Genomic DNA, 18,319 nt, shown 5'->3' on the forward strand with positions numbered 1-18,319 from the left:
GGGGCGATGATGGTGTCGTCGGCGACGAAGTAGAACACGGCGTCGACAATGCTCGGATCGATCCCCTTGAAGCGGGCGTAGGCCAGCCGATAGAGCGCAAGCTGGGTCTGCTTGAGTTCGAGGTCGGCGGCACTTTTGGGTGCCCGCCCGGTCTTCCAGTCGACCATCTGGTACCCGGTTTCGGTGCGGTAGACCGCGTCGATCTTGCAGACGAAAACCTGGCCCCCGAGCACGTGGTGAATCTCAATCTCGACGTCGACCGGTCGGCGTTCGGCCCACTCTGAACGCTCGAAGGTGGCCTGGAGCAGCGCGAACTGTTCCTGCTCCGGCACGGCGAGGTCACTCAGCGTGCCGGTCCCGCCGCCAGATCCGTCGTCATCACCGAAGTCCAGTTCGTTCAGTCCGGCATCGATGCTGTCGGTTCCGGTGGCACCACCGGCCCGGCGCTCCACCCAAGAGTGGAACAGGGTTCCCAGCCGGGTGGCCCGATAGGGGCGCTGCGGCATGGGGCGTCGCAGTTCCGCGGCGACGCCAGCCGGATCGTCGACGTAGTCCTTGAACCGGGAGGCCGGAATGCGGGTGGGAACGGGGGCCACCCCGCCGCCGGCCAGGCGCAGAGCCCGCTCCTCGAGCAGCAGGGTAACTGCATGGGACCAGCGGGTGGGGGCATCCGCCTCGCTGGTGCGTACCCGGGTCGCAGCGGCCTCCACGAGCCCGCGGCGCGTGCCGAGCGGGTCGAACGGCCACAGTTCGGTGCCGTCGTCGGCGGTCTCGGGTTTGTCGGCTTCGGCGCTCGTGTCGGGCACGGCGGCGATGAGTCCGGCCTCGGAGAGTTCTGTGAGGTAGCGGCTGGGCTTTCGCACGGTTGATCCGGGGCCCCAGAACGAGCCGGTCAGCAGCAGTTCCTGCTTGGCGCGGGTGGTGGCCACGTAGATGAGACGACGCTCTTCGTCATCGTGCCGCGTCGCCAATTCGGCCTTGTAGGCCTGGAAGGCCAGGTCGTAGTCGAGTTGGGTATCGTGCCCGATGATCTCAAGCTCGGGCAGCTCGGAGCGGTCGCCACGAAAGTCGTACGGCAGTTCGCCGAAACGCAGCCAGCCAGCCGTATCGCGGGAGGCCGCGGGCAGGCTCTTCTCCCCGAGGTTGGGAATGGCGACGAAATCCCATTCGAGGCCCTTGGCTCCGTGAATGGTGAGCAGCTGCACCGTTCCTTGCTCGGACAATTCGGCGCGCGGGCCGAGGTCGTCCTGCAGCTCTGCCCGCTTGAGCCAGCGCAGGAAGCTGGCCAGGGTGCCCTGCTCGTCGCTGTCGAGGAAGGCAGCGACCGTGTCGTGGAAGGAATACAGGTTGGCGAGGCCGAGATCGTTGGCCTCGTTCGCGATCAGTTCGATGTCGAGCCGAAATTCTTGCTCGATCAGGCGCACGAAGTCCAGCAGCGGCAGGCCGGCCCGAGAACGCAGCCAGGCCAGCTGTCGGCCGGCCGACTGCACCCGGGCACGACCCAGCTCGCTAAACCCGGCGAACTGGCCGTGGGAATCGGGCGCCGTTCCGAGAAAATCGAGCGCGTCGACAAGGGAGCTGCCCTCATCGCCGGCGACGGATGCCCGCAGCTTGCCCCTCAGGTCGGCCGAGATGGCCTTCTGCGCCCAGTCGTGCCCGGCCAGCCAGCGAGCCACGTCGGCGAGCGCCTGCAGGTCACGCGGGCCGACGCGATAGCGGGCTCCGCTGAGCAGGCGCACCAGTTCGCTGCCGGCGGCGGGATCGTGCACCACCCGCAGCACGCTCACGACATCGGCGACTTCCGGTGTCGACAGCAACCCGCCGAGCCCGAGCACGTGGGCGCGCACGCCGTGCGCTCGCAGCACCTCAGCGAAGTAGTCCATCTCGCGGCGGGCGCGAAACAACATGGCGCCACTGCGTTCGGCTTGACTGTGCTCGCCGCCCAGCCGGGCAGCGAACCAGGCGGCGACCGCGCCGGCCTCCTCTGCAATGGTCTGCGCCATGAACGCGTCGACCGCGCCAGGCCGGGTTTGTGCCGGAACCTTGAGGGTCTCGACCTGGATTCCACCCGGTTTGGCGCGCAGGGCAGCGCTCAGGGGGGCGACGAGGGCGTTCGCGGCGTCGAGCACGCTCGCGGGGTTCCGCCAGGTGAACGACAATGACATGTTCGGGGCTGCGGCTGCGGGGCTGAAGTCACCGCTGTTGAAGTCACCGCTGTTGAAGTCACCGCTGTTAAAATCACTGGCGAAGCCGAGCAGGTTTGCGGAGCTGGCGCCGCGCCATCCGTAAATGGACTGGTGGGGATCACCGACGGCCATGACCGGGTGGTCTCGGAACAGGGTGTGCAGCAGCTCGGTCTGCAACACCGAGGTGTCCTGGTACTCGTCGAGGAGCACGACCCGGTACTGGTCGCGGTAGCGGCCGACCACCGCATCGACCTTCTGGCACACCTGCAGCGCCAGCGCCACCTGGTCGGAGAATTCGATCAGGCCGAGCCGGCGTTTTTCGCTGCTGTACCGGGCGGCGAGCTCGGCGAGCACCGGCAGCGGCGCGACGGCTGCGACGGAATCCAGCACCGAGTCGTATGGCTTCTTCTTGCGCGGGTTTCCGTAGGGCAGGTCGGGCAGGTAGGCGAAGCTGTCGGCCAGTGCCCTGAGGTCGTGAGGGGAACCCGGCGCGCCGCCCAGCCAGGACGGCGGGTTCTCGGCGAGGGCGCGGCTGAGCTGCAGCACGGCATCGGTGACGAGGTCGACGCTTTTGCCGAACGATACCAGCCGACCGTCGCCGTGGTCGATGACGACGCGCCGGGCGAGCAGCCACGCGCTCGTTTCGCTCAGGAGCACCGATTCCGGTTCCCGACCCAGCAGCAGGGCATTGTCGGTGAACAGCCGGCTGGCGAAGGAGTTGTAGGTGGAGACGCTCGGGGTGTTGAACAGGTCGGAGCCGGCGGTGTCATCGTCGCCGGGGTTGGCGTCGGAGGCGGCCGCGGGCGGCATGAGGCCGGCCGCGTCGAGGTCGGTGATGCGCCGGTTGATGCGGTCGCTCAGTTCGCCGGCGGCCTTGCGGGTGAAGGTGAGTCCGAGAATCTGGTCGGGTCGGGCATGACCGTTGGCGAGCAGCCAGAGCACCCGGTTGGCCATGGTCTCGGTCTTGCCGCTGCCGGCACCGGCGACAACGAGTGTCGGCGTGAGCGGCGCCTCGATCACCGCCTGTTGTTCGATTGTGGGCGGAGGCAGTTCGAGCTTTGCGGCAATGTCGAGGGCCGAAACCCGGGTGGCGGTGGAGACAGAACTCATGAGCTGACCTGCTTGATGACGTGGATGCGGCAGGACCCGTGGCTGCGCGGGTCGAGGCAGTGCGAGGTGATCTCGGCGATGAAGGTTGCTCCGCCCATTCCGGCGGCGTCCACACCGACCCTGGCACGAAAGGCATCGAGCTGTTCGGGGGTGAACGCAGGCTGGGTGGGATTGCGGTAGTTCTGTTTGACCGTGCCGGAGGAGACAATGACGAGGCGGGCACCGGCCAGGGCCATGTCCCCGGAAACGCCGTCGATGACACCCTCCTGGAAGGCCAGCTGGTAGGCGCCGAGTTGCGGATGCTCGGCGACGCCGCTGTCGCTGATCGCGTCGCCCTTGCCTGTTTTCAGGTCGACGATAACGGCCCGCCCGTCGAATTGGCGCTCCACCCGGTCGATCGTGCCCGAGAGCACGGCACCGCTCACCTCGAGTTCAAACCGGCCTTCGGCGCTCAGCAACTCACCGCCGCCGTGCTCGAAGTCAAGCAGGTAGGAAGCGAGCCGATCGGTGAGCGCCCGTGCGGCGACTTTCTGTACACGCGACTGCCAGTCGGCGTCGAAGTCGAGTTCGCTCCAGCGGGCCTCCACCCCCTGCCAGAGTGCTTCCGGCCGGCGGTCGGTCGTGTCTTCCATGACCTTGTGGATGATCGTGCCGAGGTTCGCGGCGGTGTTCGAGCTGCCGCCCCCGACCTGGCCGATCAGCCAGTGCAGCGGGCACGTCTCGAACGCGGCCATGCGCGACGGCGACACGCGCACCGGCTGGTCGCCGGCCTCCGGGTCGTTGAGCGGGCGCACGGTGCTCGGATCGGCCAGCCCGTACCATTCGTCGGGCGCGGCGCCCGGCACGCTGTCGCGGGCCAGGCGGGCCAGCGTGGCGGCGGCATCCGCTGCCCGGGAGCTGGTCTCGGAATCGGTGCGGGCCGGCGAGCGCATGGCGCGGGTCAGGTCGCGCCGCAGCCGACCGGCCAGGCCACGCAGGGACAGGGGGTAGCGCGCGAAGTCGTCGATGTCGCGCTCCGGCTCTGGCTGCGGCAGCAACCGCAGGAACGCAGACGGTTCGTTCTCTTCATTGCTGACGGCCGTGACGAGCAGTTCGGTGGTGGCGCGGCTGGCAGCCTGGGCGAACATGCGCAATTCGTCGTGCAGCACCGCGGTGCGGGCGTCGGTGCCGGCGACAGCGTGACCGGGAGCGCCCTGACCGGAGGCGAGCTGGGCGAGGTCGCCCGCGCCGAGCAGGGAGCCACGGATGCGCAGGTCGGGCCAGACGTTGGCCTGCACACCGGCGACCACGACGACGTCGAAATCGCGCCCGATGGTGCCGCTCGGGGTCGAGACGGTCACGGCCGCGCCGAGAGCTCGCGGCGCGAGGGTGTCTTCGGGCACATCGGTGTCGACGAGGTGTTCCAGGAACAACACCGGCGGGGCCGACGGGGTGCGTTCGACGTAGCGTTGCGCGGCCGAGAACAGGGCAACGACGGCGTCGAGGTTGTGGTTGGCTTCGTCGGCGACGATTCCGGTGCCGGTGGACTGGTCTTTCCACTCCCGGTCGAGACCGCTGCGCTGCCACAGGCCCCAGAGCAGCTCTTCGATGGTGGCACCGGCTTCGTATTCGACTTTCGCCTGGCACAGGCTCGCGCCGCAAGCGGCCGCACGGCGGGCGGTGCGGTTGTCGATGGCGGCGAGCAGTTCGGGGTTCTGAAGTGCGGCGACGAGCAGGTCGTCGGCACTGCGTGCGTCGTGGGGCGCGCGCGGGGTGGTGGTGCCGCCCAGCTCCTGTTGGCTGAGCTCGCTCTGGCTCAGCTCCTGTTGACGCAGCGCGGCGCGCAACCGGCGCAGCGTGATCGGTTCGAGTCCGCCGAGCGGACCACGCAGCAGGTCGATCGCCTCCTCAGGACCCAGCGGTTTGCGACCGAGCGTCACCTCGAGAGCGAGAATGAAGGCCTTCACCGCGTATTGGTCACGCAGCGCGGTGCTCGCGGTCGACACCTGGGTCGGCACCTCGAGGGCGGCGAGCCCCTTCGAGATCGACGGCACGAGCGATCCGGTGCGCACGATCACGGCCATGCGCGACCACGGCGTACCGTTGATCACGTGACGTTCGCGCAGCAGCCGGGCGATCACCGCGAGTTGATCGGCTGGACTGCTGGCGACGACGGTGTGCACCGACGGGTCGGGCGGAACAGCCGGGGTTTCAATTTCGATGCTGGCCGCCGCGCGCTGGGTTCCCGCTGCGGCAGCGCCGATCCGGCTCGTGATCTGCGCAATGACCGAGCGGATGCCCGCCCCGTGCCGGTAGACCGTCTGCAGCACGATCGGCGCGGCCAGGTCGGCACCGAACTCCACCGCCAGGTACGAGCCGAGGCGACCGAGGGCATCTGGGTGGGCTCCGTGGAACGACCCGGTGCTGATGTCGGGGTCGCCGACGGCGATGATCGCCACCCCGCGCGCCTGGAACTGGGCCAGCAGGGTCAGCGTCGCCTGGGTGACCTCTTGCGCGTCGTCGAGAATGATGAGGCGCAGCCCGGCGAGCGTGCCGAGCTGCGCGGTTCCGGCCGGTCCGGTCGGAGCGCCCGCCACAATGGCGGCGGCATAGCGGGCCAGCTCGGTGGAGTCGTACTGGCCGGGTCTGGCCTGGTCTTTGGCGTCTTCGTAGCCGCGAATGAATGCGGCGGCCGCGACCCACTCGGGTCGGCCCAGTGCGAAACGCTCGAGCTGACCCGGGGTCACCCCGTATTCCACGGCGCGCATCATGAGGTCGCGCAGTTCGGTGCGAAAACCCCGCAGGCGGCGCACGTCGGGCCCGAGGGTGGCCGGCCACACCGGACCGGTCCCGTCGTCGAGGTGACCCTGCAACAGTTCGGCGATGATCTGGTCTTGCTCGCCACCGGTGAGCAGCGTCGGCATCGGCCCGCCGGCCCGCGCAACAGCGGAACGCACGATTTGAAAGGCCACCGAGTTCGCGCTGCGAGCGAGAGGCCCGTTCGTCGGCACCCCGAGGCGCAGCGCGATGCGGTCGCGCAGGGCGGTCGCGCCGGCGCGGGTCGGCACCAGCACGAGCACCTCGCTCGGCGCATACCCCCGGTTCAGCACCCGGTCGGCCACGAGTTCGACGAGCGTTGTCGTCTTGCCGGAGCCCGGCGCGCCGATCACCGCAACACTCACCCCGTCGGGGAGGTCGAGAACGGCCTGCTGGGCGGCATCGGGATGGCGGTTGATCACAATTCAACGGTATCGGGTTGCGCCGACAGTGAACTCTGTCAGGGCCGCGGCGCGTTCTGTCGTACTCTGATCGCACGGCTACGAAAGGCAATTCTGTGGATATTCGCATTGGTATTTTCAACTCTCCCCGGGAAATCGGTTTTGAGACTTCGCAGCCAGCGACCGAGATCGAGGAGACCGTTGCAGCGGCACTCTCCGGCCAGACCGGCTACCTGAAGCTCAGCGACAGCAAGGGTCGCGTCTACATCGTTCCGACCGTGGGCCTCGCCTACGTCGAACTCGGCAGCGAAGAATCGCGCCGCGTCGGCTTCGTCGCCTAAAGCACATGGAACTTCTGTTCGTCGCGCTGTTCGGCGCGGTCATCGGCCTCGCCGCGCGCTATTTGCTGCCCGGTCGGTCCACGCAGGGTTCGGTGCTGGTTCCGGCGATCGGAACGGTCACGGCATCCCTGGTGTGGGTCGCATTGACCTGGCTCGGCTGGAATTGGGCCGGCGGGTGGATCTGGTGGGTGTCCCTCGGGACGGCTGCCGCGGCATCCGTTGTGCTGAATCTTTTCATCAGCCGACGACGCATTCACGCCGACCAGCGGATGCTGCAGCGCCTCGCCACAACCGGCTCGCCCGGTACAGCGTAGCGGGGCAGGGCTTGGCGGGCAGCTAGGCCGTGAGGCCGAGGCCGTCCATGCGGCGGGTGTGCGCGGCGATGAGCTCGGTGAAGACCGGTTCGATGCGCGCCTCAGTCGCAGTTCCAGGGCCAACCTCGGGGTCGGCTGCGGGCATCGCCGACCGGGCAACGAGCAGGGTATCGCCGACGAGTCGGCGACCCCACATGGCCAGGCGGGAGCCGAGCGCGAGATCATTTTCGATCGCGGTCTGCAGTTCGTGCACGAGTACGTCGGTGCCGGAATCCTCGCCGAGCAACTGTGCGACTCTCGGCCCGATATCGCGCGGAAGGCCGTCGGAGAGGCGGATGAAGAAATCTTCGAGCAAGCCGCTGGCGAGGTAGCAGCTCAGGAGCAGTTCGTGCCAGTCGGCGCCGCTGGTCTTGCGGCGAAACTCGTCGAGGTTTGCAACGAACGGGGCCATCTCCGTAGCCGGTTCGTGACCGCGACGACGAATCTCGGTGATCAGGCCGTGATGCTTGCTGAGGGCTCGACCCGCAGCGGCGCTGAGGCCTTCCTTGACGGCCAGGTTCGGCGAGGTCGCCACGGCGCGAGCCAGGGCTTCGAACTCACCCAGTTCGCAGTACGCGGCCTGGCCGAGAAAATGCTGCACGTCCGGTGCGAGCGAACTGATGTCCACTTTTTCGGTTGGCTGATTCCCTCCGCGGGCGGATGGCCGCGGAGCTTCGTTGCGCTGCGGGCGCCAACCTACGCGAGAGACCACGGGCTTAGCTTAGGACAGCGCGCCTGTGGCCGCGGTCCAGACTGGGCAGTAAGGTGGAATTACGTCGCCGACAAGGATCGGCGACCGCTGCCCGAGACGCAAAAACGGGCGCACCTCGCTTCCAGTTAATGACAGGCATACATTCGTGACTTTCTCCGAACTCAATATCGATCAGGACATGGTCGACTCCCTTGCCGCCAAGGGCATCCTCGAACCGTTCCCCATCCAGACCCAGACCATCCCCCTCGCCCTCGCCGGCCAGGACATCATCGGTCAGGCCAAGACCGGCACCGGCAAGACTTTCGGCTTCGGCCTTCCGGTCATCCAGCGCCTCGGTCTCGATCCAGAGCCCGGCGTGCAGGCGCTCATCGTCGTTCCGACCCGCGAACTATGCGTGCAGGTCTCCGAAGACCTCGAGCTCGCTGCGGCCGGCCGCAAGACCAAGATCGTCTCGATCTACGGCGGCAAGGCTTACGAGGGGCAGATCGAACAGCTCAAGGCCGGCGCGCAGATCGTCGTCGGAACCCCCGGCCGCCTGCTCGACCTTGCCAGCCAGCGTCTGCTGACCCTCGCCAACGTGCGCGAAATGGTGCTCGACGAGGCCGACAAGATGCTCGACCTCGGTTTTCTCTCCGACATCGAGAAGCTCTTCGCGCAGACCCCGTCGACCCGCCACACCATGCTGTTCTCGGCGACGATGCCCGGACCGATCGTGGCCCTGGCCCGCCGTTTCATGAACCGCCCGATCCACATTCGTGCGACCGACCCCGACGAAGGCCTCATGCAGGCCAACATCGAGCACCTCGTCTACCGCGCCCACAACATGGACAAGGACGAGGTCATCGGCCGCATCCTCATGGCTGAAGGTCGCGGCAAGACCATCATCTTCACCCGCACCAAGCGCGCCGCCGCGAAGCTCGTCGAGGAACTCGGCGACCGCGGTTTCAACGCCACCGCCGTGCACGGCGACCTGAACCAGGAACAGCGCGAACGCGCCATGGCCAGCTTCAAGAGCGGCAAGAAGGAAATCCTGATCGCAACGGATGTCGCCGCTCGCGGCATCGACGTCGAAGACGTCACCCACGTGATCAACCACACCATTCCCGAAGATGAGAAGGCCTACCTGCACCGCGTCGGTCGCACCGGCCGCGCCGGCAAGACCGGTATCGCCGTGACCTTCGTCGACTGGGACGACCTGCACAAGTGGTCGCTCATCAACAGGGCCCTCGAGTTCGGCCAGCCGGAACCGATGGAAACCTATTCCTCGTCGCCGCACCTGTACACCGACCTGAACATTCCGGCCGGCTCTAAGGGTCGCCTGCGCGCCACCCCGGTCAAGGATGTCAGTGCCCCTGACGGGCGCGCCGGCGATGCTCGCACCGGCCGTTCCGGCGGGGCCCGCTCGGCGGGTGCGGGAAGCCGTTCCGACTCGGGGCGGTCCGGCACGGCCCGCTCGGGTCGCCCCGAGGGTGGACGCGGTTCCGGCCGTGGCGACTCCACGCGCAACGCCGACCGCGCAGCGACGATCCCGGTGGCCACCGGTGCCGACGAAGCCAGCCGACCCACGCGGTCGCGTACCCGCGTCGGCTCCAGCACCAACCCTGATGCCCCGGCCGCGACCCCCGCAGCCGGCACCCACGATGGCGGCGGAGCCGAGCACCACGACGGCAACAATGCTCCCCTGCGTCGCAGCCGCACCCGTCGTCGGTCGCCGCAGACCGGCAGCGCCATCTAGTCCCTGGTCAAACCATCAGCCGTAGACGGGAGCCGAGCCGCGGCCCTCGGCAATGATGCGCTCGAGCACTTCGGGGGCAGTCGTGTTCTCGCCGAGCCGGTTGGGTTTACCGGTGCCGTGGTAGTCGCTCGACCCGGTCACGAGCAGCCCGAGCTTGGCGGCGAGTTCGTAGAGACGCGCGGTGGGTTCGGGCTTGTTCTCGCGGTGCCCCAGCTCGAGCCCGAAGAGTCCGGCCTCGGCCATGGTCGTCAGCCGCGATTCCGAGACGACGTCGCCGATACCGCGCGTGGCGGGGTGGGCGATGACCGGCACTCCCCCGGCGGCTCGCACGAGTTCAATCGCACGGAGCGGGTCGGGCGCGTAGTGCGGCTGAAAGTAGCCGGCCTTCCAGTGCAGAATATCGGCAAACGCGGCACTGCGATTCAGGGCGTGTCCCCGTGCGACGAGGGCATCGGCGATGTGCGGCCGGCCCACGGTCGCATCGGGGGTCGTCTGGGCGAGCACGTCGTCCCAGCTCAGGTCGTAGTCCATTCCGATGCGGGCGACCATTTGCTCCGCCCGGCTGAGGCGGGCGGCCCGCACCCGTGTCATCTCAGCGAGCAGCGCCGAGTCGGCCGGGTCGAAGAGATATGCCAAAAGGTGCACACTGGCGTACTGCACCCGGGTACTGAATTCCATCCCGGGAATAAGTGTGAGGTGCTCGTCGCGCGCGGCAGTGGATGCCTCGGCCCAGCCGGCCGTCGAATCGTGATCGGTCAGGGAGATGGTGCCGAGGCCGGCAGCGGAGGCCGCCCGAACGAGCTCGGCCGGGGTCTCGGTACCGTCCGACACGCTCGAGTGGGCGTGCAGGTCGATCGGACCCTGAAATTGCCGCGCGACTGCCATGACCCCATGCTAGTTGGCCGCCTGCACCCCGGTCCGTGCTGCTCGCGGCGCTGGGGATTCCCCAGAATACTGATCTAGGGTTCACAACAATGTTCCCCCGACTCCTTCGCGCCCTGATCCTCATCGGCGCCGCCGTTCTCCTGCTGGTCCTGACCTGGCCGCAGGCGTTCGGCCTGCACAACACCTGGGTCGTCGCCCACCTCGTCTCGTTCCGCGCCATCGCCGTGATCGGCGCGGGCGCCGGGCTCATTCTGCTCGGGCTGCTGCGCTTCATTCGCCCGCTGCGCCGAACCCTCGGCATGGCCATGGTGCTGCTCGTTCTGTTCGCTGTCGCCAACGTCGGCATTCTCGCCTCCCGCGGCGTCACCGCGAGCACCGCACAGGTCACCGAGCCCAGCAGCGAAACGGATGCCGGTTCCGTGACGGTACTCAGCTGGAACACGCTCGGCGATGCTCCTGGGGCTGCGGTCATCGCCGATCTCGCGGTGGCCCAGAACGCCGACGTCGTCACCCTGCCGGAGACCACGGAAGAGACGGGCATCCTGATCGCCGAAGCGATGCGCGACGCCGGCCGCCCCATGTGGGTGCACACGCTCGCGTTCGACCTGGTCTCCAAGGCCCGTTCCACAACCCTCCTGATCAGCCCCGACCTCGGCGACTACGTTGTGACCAATGCGGCCGGCTCCGGCCCTCCCGGCAACACCAACGTGCTGCCGACCGTCGTGGCCGAACCGGCGGACGGCACCGGCCCGACCATCGTGGCCGTGCACGCGGTCGCCCCGATCCAGTATGAAATGTCGAACTGGCGTAGCGACCTCGATTGGCTCGCCACCCAGTGCCAGGGCGAGAACGTGATCATGGCCGGCGACTTCAACTCGACCCTGGACCACATGGCGGGCCGGGCCGGCGGGAACGCCGACACTGTTCTGGGCAACTGCGCCGATTCCGCCCTGTCGGCCGGTGCGGCCTCCGTCGGCAGCTGGCCCACGAGCATTCCCGCGCTCTTCGGCAGCCCGATCGACCACGTGATGGCGACCACGAACTGGTCAGTGACCGCGCTGCAGGTGATCGAGTCCCTCGATGACGCCGGCAGCGACCACCGATCGATCGTGGCGACTCTGATGCCGGCTTCCTGACTTCTGAAAGGCGCACCCGGAAGCCGGGGCATCCGCTCGTCCCAGCATCTGCACCCTGTGATCGGCCGCTGCCCAGAGTGCGGTGCGAGAATGGGAAAATGGCTGATACCACTGCTCCCGCACTTATCCCCGCCGCGCGCTCGAACGAGAACCGTTCGACCACTCCGGGATCCACCGGCTTTAAATCGTTCATCGCGAGCGGCTGGGCCGAGCGTACCGACGTGCTGCCGCCGGCCCGCGAGCAGGCGCCGTTCGCCGCCGCGCGCCGCGCCCGCATCTCCGCGCAATACCCGGGCCAACGTCTGATCATTCCGGCCGGCCGGTTGAAGCAACGCTCCAACGACACCGACTACGCCTTTCGCGCCCACTCCGCCTTCGCGCACCTCACCGGCTGGGGCAGCGACAGTGAGCCCGGCGCAGTCCTCGTACTCGAACCAGCTGCTGCCGGTGGCCACGAGGCGACCCTGTACTTTCGGGAACGGGCCGGCCGCGACTCCGACGAGTTCTACGCCAATCCCGACATTGGCGAGTTCTGGATCGGTCCGCGCCCATCGGTCGGCCAGGTGGCGAGCGACCTTGCCCTCGAGGTGCGCGGCATCGCCGACCTCGCTGCCGTGCTGCACGCCGTCGATAGTGGAACCCTCGTGCTGCGGGAGGCGGACCCGACCTTCACCGAGCGGGTCGACGAGGCCCGCCTGCGCTTCGCCGCCGAACGAGTACTCGACAACCGCGCCACCGACTCCGCCTTCAGCATCGAGATCAACGCCGCGCACGAACCCGACGCGGCGCTGGCCCGCGACCTCTCCGAACTGCGGCTCGTGAAGGACACCTGGGAGATCGCGCAGATGCGCCTCGCCGTTGCAGCCACGGCCCGCGGATTCGACGACGTCATCGCCGACCTGCCCCGGTCGAGCCTGCACGCCCGCGGCGAACGCCTGGTCGAGGGCGTCTTCAACACCCGCGCCCGCAGCGACGGCAACACGGTCGGCTACGACACCATCGCCGCCTCCGGCCCGCACGCCTGCATCCTGCACTGGACCCGCAACGACGGCGTCGTCGCTCCCGGTGACCTCATCCTCATCGATGCCGGCGTCGAGCTGGACAGCTACTACACCGCCGACATCACCCGAACTCTGCCGGTCAACGGCGTCTACAGCGAGGTGCAGCGCCTGGTTTACGAAACGGTGCGCGAAGCCGCGGATGCCGCCCTGGCCGTCGTGCGACCCGGCGCGGTGTTCCGCGACGTGCACGCCGCCGCGATGGCCGTCATTGCCCGGCGCACCGCGGAGTGGGGCATGCTCCCGGTCACGGCCGAGGAGGCCCTGCAACCGGAGAACGGCCAGCACCGCCGCTACATGGTGCACGGCACCAGCCATCACCTCGGTATCGACGTGCACGACTGCGCCCAAGCACGCCGGGACATGTATATGGACGGAGTGCTCGAACCTGGAATGGTCTTCACGATCGAGCCTGGCCTGTACTTTCAGCCCGACGACCTCACCGTGCCGGTCAAATATCGCGGCATCGGCGTGCGCATCGAGGACGACATTTTGGTGACCGCGACGGGTGCTGAGAACCTCTCAGCCGCAATCCCCCGCACCGCCACCGAGGTCGAGGCGTGGATCGCGGCAGCACAGCGCTAACCCCTTCCGCTATTCAGAGGTGGTGGGAGACACCGGAGGTTCGGAGTCGCGTTGGCCACCGAGCAGGTTGCGAGCTCGGTTGACCAGTTCGGAGTCGACGATGACCTCGTAGCTCGTCGCGATGACCTGCATCGTCGAGGTGAAGTCACGCCGGCGCCGGTTGATGGCGTAGCTCGCGATGCCGAGCAACATGCCGAACCCGGCCCCCATAATCAGGGCGGCCAACACGAACGGCAGGCTCGACCCGGTCGGTGAGAACAAAAAGAACAGGATCCCGAAGAAGATTCCGAGCCACGCACCGGATGCTGCCCCCGCGAGCGCGACCCGGCCGTAGGTGAGCTTGCCGGTCACCCGCTCGACACTCTTCAGGTCGCTGCCCACGATCGAGAGCTGTTTCACCGGAAAATCGGCCTTCGCGAGGGTGTCCACAGCGCCCTGCGCGTCGGCGTAGGTGTTGTAGGTGGCGAGCACCTCCCCGCGCGGCAACACGGGGGGCAGCACCGGGCGGCGTCGGGAGAAAAGGCTCTGGTTGCTCATGGCGCCATTCTTCCACGCCGACCTGACCATGCGGCGAAATGACGAAGCGTTCGTGGCGGGCCACCAATTTCAGGCCAGTGGCCTACATTTATATTGTGAATGCCACCAGAGTTTTTGTTGCCCGACTGGCCGGGTGCACCGTTTTCGACCCCGCGGGCGACCGCGTGGGCAAGGTGCGCGATGTTCTCGTGGTCTATCGAAAAAACGACCCGCCCAGCGTCGTCGGCCTGATCGTGGAGATCCCAGGCAAACGACGCGTGTTCGTGTCGATCAACCGGGTCACCAGCATCGGCAGCGGCCAGATCATCACGACCGGCCTGATCAACGTGCGCCGCTACGAACAGCGCGGCGGCGAAGTGCGCGTCATCGCCGAGCTGCTCGGCCGCAAGGTGGTCTTCAACGACGGATCGGGCGAGGCCACGATCGAGGACGTCGCGATCAAGGAAGGCACCGAGGCCGACTGGGCGATCAGCCAGCTGTTCGTGCGCCGACCCAAGACCAGTCCCTCACCCTTCGTCAAGGGCGTGACGACCTTCACCACCTGGGCCGAGGTACACGAGAAGGCGACCAAGGGCCAGGCACAGTCCGCCGAACACCTCATCGCGACCTATTCCGACTTGAAGCCGGCCGACCTCGCCAACACCCTGCTCGACCTGCCCCGCGAGCGCATGTTCGAGGTGGCCGGTGAGCTGCCCGACGATCGTCTCGCCGACGTGCTCGAGGAGATGCCCGAAAGCGACCAGGTCGGCATTCTGACCAGCCTCGGTGACGCCCGCGCCGCCGACGTGCTCGACCAGATGCAGCCCGATGACGCGGCCGACCTCATCGCGCAGCTACCGGAGGAACGCGGCGAGCAGCTGCTCGACCTGATGGAGCCCGAAGAGGCCGAGGACGTACGTTTTCTGCTCTCCTACGCCCCCGACACCGCCGGCGGACTCATGACGACCGAGCCGATCATCGTCTCGGCCGACGCCACCGTCGCTGAGGGGCTCGCGCGCATCCGTCGTCACGACCTGGCACCGGCACTCGGCGCGGCCATCTGCGTGACCCTGCCGCCCTACGAAGCCCCCACTGGCCGTTTTCTGGGCATGGTGCATTTTCAGCGGATGCTGCGCTACCCGCCCCACGAACGCCTCGGCACGCTGCTCGATGCCGGGCTGGACCCGGTGACCGCCGATACCTCGGCCGCCGAAGTCAGCCGCATCCTCGCAAGCTACGACCTCGTCTCGGTGCCCGTCGTCGACGAGAACTACCGACTGGTCGGGGTGGTGACCATTGATGACGTGCTCGACTACCTGCTGCCCGACGACTGGCGCAGCCACGACGGCAACGATGATGTGCGGCGCCGTGCCGCCGCGCGCAGCGAGCTGAGAACCGGCAGCATTCCGCTGCCCGGAGCGCAAAGGACGACTCGTGGCCCGCAATAACCGCGCCGACCTGCGCCTGGATGCGCCGAAGGGCCTGAGAAGCGGCAATATCGTGGGCCTGGGTCGAAGCGGCCACAGCCGAGACCGGTTCGGCCGCTTCACCGAGGCCATCGCCCGCGGCATGGGCACGCCGTGGTTCCTGCTCGGGCTCACCCTGTTCGCCGTCGCCTGGATCTCCTGGAACACCCTGGCCCCGGTGGCCTGGCGGTTCGACTCCGTCGCGCTCGGATTCATCGCGCTGACGCTCGTGCTCTCGATGCAGGCATCCTATGCCGCACCGATGATCCTGCTCGCGCAGAACCGGCAGGACGACCGCGACCGGGTGCAGTTCGAGCAGGACCGGCAGCGAGCCGAACGTACCCTCGCCGACACCGAGTACCTCGCCCGGGAGGTGGTGGCCCTGCGCATCGCGATCAAGGACATGGCCTCGAAGGATTTCATTCGCGCAGAACTGCGTGCGTTGCTTGAGCACCTGGACGAGCGCAGTCACCTGGACGAGCGCAGTCATCTGGACGAGCGTTCCGACCACGACAACACCAGCAACACGGAAAGCCGCCCCACCGCATGAATTCTGCCGCAATGACTTCAACGCCCGACAGCATCCGCTCGCGCGTTTTGACCGCTCTGGCCGGCGTGACCGACCCGGAGATTCGCAAGCCCATCACCGAGCTCGACATGGTGTCGGGGGTGACAGTGAGCGACGAGGGGTTGGTGACCGTCCGCATCCGCTTGACCATCGCCGGTTGTCCGGCCGCTGCGCGGATTGAGAGCGACGTTCTCGCCGCCGCCGAATCGGTGTCGGGGGCGGGCCTCGCGAGCGTCGAGGTCGCCGTCATGACGAGGGAACAGCGCACCGCGCTGACCGAGAAGCTGCGCGGCGGCCAGCTGGAACGCAGCGTGCAGTTCGGGCCGGAGTCGCTCACCCGGGTCTACGCGATCACGAGCGGCAAGGGCGGCGTCGGCAAGTCCACCGTCACCGCGAATCTGGCCGTGGCCCTGGCCGCAGAGGGCCTACGGGTGGGGATCGTCGACGCCGACGTGCACGGCTTCAGCATTCCCGGCCTGCTCGGCCTCGTGCACGACGGGCTCGCGGTCAAACCGACGCAGGTTGGCGACATGATCCTGCCGCCGATCGCGCACAACGTGAAGGTCATCTCGATCGGCATGTTCATTGACGATGCGTCGGCCGCCGTCGCCTGGCGCGGTCCGATGCTGCACCGCACCATCAAGCAGTTCCTCACCGACGTCTATTTCGGCGACCTCGACGTGCTGCTGCTCGACCTGCCGCCGGGCACCGGCGACGTCGCCATCACGGTCGGCCAGTTGCTGCCGCACGCCGAGGTCATCGTCGTGACCACCCCACAGGCGGCGGCGGCCGATGTGGCCGAGCGCAGCGGAATCGTGGCTCGGCAGACCGGGCAAAGCGTGTTCGGTGTGATCGAGAACATGTCGGCGCTGGTGCAGCCCGACGGCAGCATGCTCGAACTGTTCGGCTCCGGCGGCGGCGCGGAGGTCGCGCGGCGTCTCTCCGTGGGCCAGACCACGGCGGTGCCGGTGCTCGCTCAGGTTCCGCTGAGCCTGGCGCTGCGGAGCGGCGGCGATGCCGGGCTGCCGGTCGTGCTCGGCGCGCCCGACGACCCGGCTGCCCGTGCCATCCTGGCGCTCGCCCGCAGCATGAAGACGCGCGCCCGGGGCTTGGCCGGACTCAGCCTCGGGCTCACGCCTCGCTAGCGCCCTTACTCCTTCGGCTTGGCCAACGTTGCGGCGTGGTCGGGAACCTGGTGGCTGTCCTCGCGCGGCGGCCGCTCGTAGTCGGAGGCCGGCGGACGCGGCGGAATGTGCACCTTGGGCGGGTCGGTCTTCTCGTAGGGCACGAGCGAGAGCAGATGGTTGATCACGTTCAACCGGCTGGCCCGCTTGTCCTCGCTCTCCGCCACCCACCAGGGTGCTTCAACGATGTCGGTGTGCACGAACATTTCGTCTTTCGCCTTGGAATAGTCAACCCATTTGGTGATCGACAGCACGTCGGTTTCGGAGAGCTTCCAGCGCCGCATCGGGTCGTTCAGACGCGACCGAAAACGGCGTTCCTGCTCCTGGTCGGACACCGAGAACCAGTACTTCACCAGCAGGATTCCGTCTTCGACGAGCATACGTTCGAAAATGGGTGCCTGATGCAGGAACCGGCGGTATTCATCGCTGGTGCAGTAGCCCATGACGCGTTCGACGCCGGCCCGGTTGTACCAGGAGCGGTCCATCAGCACGATCTCACCGGTCGACGGCAGCTGCTCGATATAGCGCTGAAAGTACCACTGGCCGCGCTGGCGTTCGGTCGGCATCGGGAGGGCCACGATGCGGGCGACGCGTGGGTTGAGGTATTCGGTGATGCGTTTGATCGCCGAGCCCTTGCCCGCGGCATCGCGGCCCTCGAAGATCACCACGACGCGGGCACCGGATACCTTTACCCACTGCTGCATCGTGACCAGTTCGGCCTGCAGACGGGCCAGTTCGGCTTCGTAGACCTTCTTCTTGACGCGCACAACCGTCGGGGGGCTTTTCGACATCGAATCTCCTTTGCGAACGGGCTTTAGGTGGCCTCAGAATCGAATGGGGCCGGCTCGAGCGCGGCCAGGGCCGCCTCCCGGGCACGCTTGCGTTTCAGGTAGGCGCCGTCGGGGTTGGGTTCGGCGCGAGAAAGAGTCGCGGACTGTTCCTTGAGCGGGTCTTCGTCGGCGAGGGCTTCCCGGATGATGCGGCGCGGGTCATACTGGCGCGGGTCCAGCTTTTTCCAGTCGAGATCGTCGAACTCCGGGCCCATTTCGTCACGCATGCGATCCTTGGCACCGTTGGCCATGTCGCGCAACTGGCGCACGAGGCGAGCGAGTTGGGCGGCGTAGTGCGGTAGTTTGTCGGGGCCGAGCAAGAAGACAGCGATGATCCCGATCAGAAGAATCTTCTCGAATGTCAGCCCAAACATGTCCTTAGAATAACTGCCCGGCGAGGCATCCACAGACCACACGCGCCCCGGCCCTAGTCTTGACCTAATCATCTACTGGAGTT

General features: G+C 67.6%; 14 protein-coding genes and 1 pseudogene. 8 read left to right on the forward strand and 7 right to left on the reverse strand.

The genetic code is table 11. The features are described from left to right. Positions 1-2: 2 nt before the first annotated feature. Positions 3-3,296, reverse strand: a pseudogene (locus E3O06_RS12540) (UvrD-helicase domain-containing protein); the annotation flags it as partial. Next, a complete protein-coding gene (locus E3O06_RS12545; RefSeq protein WP_241980144.1) occupies positions 3,293-6,514 on the reverse strand; it encodes an ATP-dependent helicase in 3,222 nt (1,073 codons plus the stop codon). The pseudogene E3O06_RS12540 and the gene E3O06_RS12545, both read right to left, overlap by 4 nt. A gap of 95 nt (positions 6,515-6,609) precedes the next feature. Between E3O06_RS12545 and E3O06_RS12550 the strand changes: the two genes are divergently transcribed. Both E3O06_RS12550 and E3O06_RS12555 read left to right on the forward strand, forming a co-directional pair. Further along, on the forward strand, positions 6,610-6,834 hold the full coding sequence (locus E3O06_RS12550; RefSeq protein WP_092108379.1) for a DUF3107 domain-containing protein: 225 nt from the start codon (positions 6,610-6,612) through the stop codon (positions 6,832-6,834). Between the two features lie 5 nt (positions 6,835-6,839). Further along, positions 6,840-7,148, forward strand: coding sequence for a hypothetical protein (locus E3O06_RS12555; RefSeq protein WP_134503715.1), 309 nt, complete (start codon positions 6,840-6,842; stop codon positions 7,146-7,148). Between the two features lie 22 nt (positions 7,149-7,170). On the opposite strand, the gene E3O06_RS12560 is transcribed toward E3O06_RS12555, so the two are convergent. Then, complete coding sequence (locus E3O06_RS12560) at positions 7,171-7,815, reverse strand: ferritin-like fold-containing protein (RefSeq protein ID WP_134503716.1); 645 nt, start codon at positions 7,813-7,815, stop codon at positions 7,171-7,173. A gap of 229 nt (positions 7,816-8,044) precedes the next feature. Here E3O06_RS12560 and E3O06_RS12565 point away from each other — a divergent pair, with 229 nt between their 5' ends. Beyond that, positions 8,045-9,634 (forward strand): DEAD/DEAH box helicase, encoded by a 1,590-nt coding sequence (locus tag E3O06_RS12565; RefSeq protein ID WP_134503717.1) that lies wholly within the window; start codon positions 8,045-8,047, stop codon positions 9,632-9,634. Between the two features lie 15 nt (positions 9,635-9,649). Here the strand turns inward: E3O06_RS12565 and E3O06_RS12570 are convergent, their stop codons facing one another. Next, complete coding sequence (locus tag E3O06_RS12570; RefSeq protein ID WP_134503718.1) at positions 9,650-10,519, reverse strand: PHP domain-containing protein; 870 nt, start codon at positions 10,517-10,519, stop codon at positions 9,650-9,652. 89 nt (positions 10,520-10,608) lie between these two features. Here E3O06_RS12570 and E3O06_RS12575 point away from each other — a divergent pair, with 89 nt between their 5' ends. Both E3O06_RS12575 and E3O06_RS12580 read left to right on the forward strand, forming a co-directional pair. Continuing rightward, positions 10,609-11,655 (forward strand): endonuclease/exonuclease/phosphatase family protein, encoded by a 1,047-nt coding sequence (locus E3O06_RS12575; protein ID WP_134503719.1) that lies wholly within the window; start codon positions 10,609-10,611, stop codon positions 11,653-11,655. Between the two features lie 98 nt (positions 11,656-11,753). Then, on the forward strand, positions 11,754-13,298 hold the full coding sequence (locus tag E3O06_RS12580; protein ID WP_134503720.1) for an aminopeptidase P family protein: 1,545 nt from the start codon (positions 11,754-11,756) through the stop codon (positions 13,296-13,298). A 9-nt stretch (positions 13,299-13,307) separates the two neighbouring features. Here the strand turns inward: E3O06_RS12580 and E3O06_RS12585 are convergent, their stop codons facing one another. Beyond that, positions 13,308-13,835 (reverse strand): YflT domain-containing protein, encoded by a 528-nt coding sequence (locus E3O06_RS12585; protein ID WP_134503721.1) that lies wholly within the window; start codon positions 13,833-13,835, stop codon positions 13,308-13,310. A 95-nt stretch (positions 13,836-13,930) separates the two neighbouring features. Here E3O06_RS12585 and E3O06_RS12590 point away from each other — a divergent pair, with 95 nt between their 5' ends. From E3O06_RS12590 to E3O06_RS12600, 3 genes are read left to right on the forward strand one after another with little or no spacing between them, the layout of a single operon-like run. Next, complete coding sequence (locus E3O06_RS12590) at positions 13,931-15,262, forward strand: magnesium transporter MgtE N-terminal domain-containing protein (RefSeq protein ID WP_134503722.1); 1,332 nt, start codon at positions 13,931-13,933, stop codon at positions 15,260-15,262. Further along, on the forward strand, positions 15,249-15,830 hold the full coding sequence (locus tag E3O06_RS12595) for a DUF1003 domain-containing protein (RefSeq protein WP_134503723.1): 582 nt from the start codon (positions 15,249-15,251) through the stop codon (positions 15,828-15,830). The genes E3O06_RS12590 and E3O06_RS12595 overlap by 14 nt, the downstream gene beginning before the upstream one ends. Positions 15,831-15,841: 11 nt before the next feature. After that, positions 15,842-16,993, forward strand: coding sequence for an Mrp/NBP35 family ATP-binding protein (locus tag E3O06_RS12600; RefSeq protein WP_134503724.1), 1,152 nt, complete (start codon positions 15,842-15,844; stop codon positions 16,991-16,993). A 5-nt stretch (positions 16,994-16,998) separates the two neighbouring features. On the opposite strand, the gene ppk2 is transcribed toward E3O06_RS12600, so the two are convergent. Both ppk2 and E3O06_RS12610 read right to left on the reverse strand, forming a co-directional pair. Continuing rightward, positions 16,999-17,823: a polyphosphate kinase 2 gene (ppk2, locus tag E3O06_RS12605; protein ID WP_134503725.1), complete on the reverse strand. Its 825-nt coding sequence runs from the start codon at positions 17,821-17,823 to the stop codon at positions 16,999-17,001. 23 nt (positions 17,824-17,846) lie between these two features. Next, positions 17,847-18,236 carry a sec-independent translocase gene (locus E3O06_RS12610; protein WP_134503726.1) on the reverse strand — a complete coding sequence of 130 codons (390 nt, stop codon included), beginning with the start codon at positions 18,234-18,236 and terminating at the stop codon, positions 17,847-17,849. Between the last annotated feature and the right edge of the window lie 83 nt (positions 18,237-18,319).

Source organism: Cryobacterium glaciale (assembly GCF_004402535.1).
In the GTDB taxonomy this organism is placed as follows: Bacteria; Actinomycetota; Actinomycetes; order Actinomycetales; family Microbacteriaceae; genus Cryobacterium; species Cryobacterium glaciale.

Excerpts from the sequence above, each read along its gene's own strand:
- E3O06_RS12555 (WP_134503715.1), top strand. The coding sequence starts at position 6,840 with ATGGAACTTCTGTTCGTCGCGCTGTTCGGCGCGGTCATCGGCCTCGCC.
- E3O06_RS12570 (WP_134503718.1), bottom strand. The coding sequence starts at position 10,519 with ATGGCAGTCGCGCGGCAATTTCAGGGTCCGATCGACCTGCACGCCCAC.
- E3O06_RS12575 (WP_134503719.1), top strand. The coding sequence starts at position 10,609 with ATGTTCCCCCGACTCCTTCGCGCCCTGATCCTCATCGGCGCCGCCGTT.
- E3O06_RS12580 (WP_134503720.1), top strand. The coding sequence starts at position 11,754 with ATGGCTGATACCACTGCTCCCGCACTTATCCCCGCCGCGCGCTCGAAC.
- E3O06_RS12585 (WP_134503721.1), bottom strand. The coding sequence starts at position 13,835 with ATGAGCAACCAGAGCCTTTTCTCCCGACGCCGCCCGGTGCTGCCCCCC.
- E3O06_RS12600 (WP_134503724.1), top strand. The coding sequence starts at position 15,842 with ATGACTTCAACGCCCGACAGCATCCGCTCGCGCGTTTTGACCGCTCTG.
- ppk2 (WP_134503725.1), bottom strand. The coding sequence starts at position 17,823 with ATGTCGAAAAGCCCCCCGACGGTTGTGCGCGTCAAGAAGAAGGTCTAC.
- E3O06_RS12610 (WP_134503726.1), bottom strand. The coding sequence starts at position 18,236 with ATGTTTGGGCTGACATTCGAGAAGATTCTTCTGATCGGGATCATCGCT.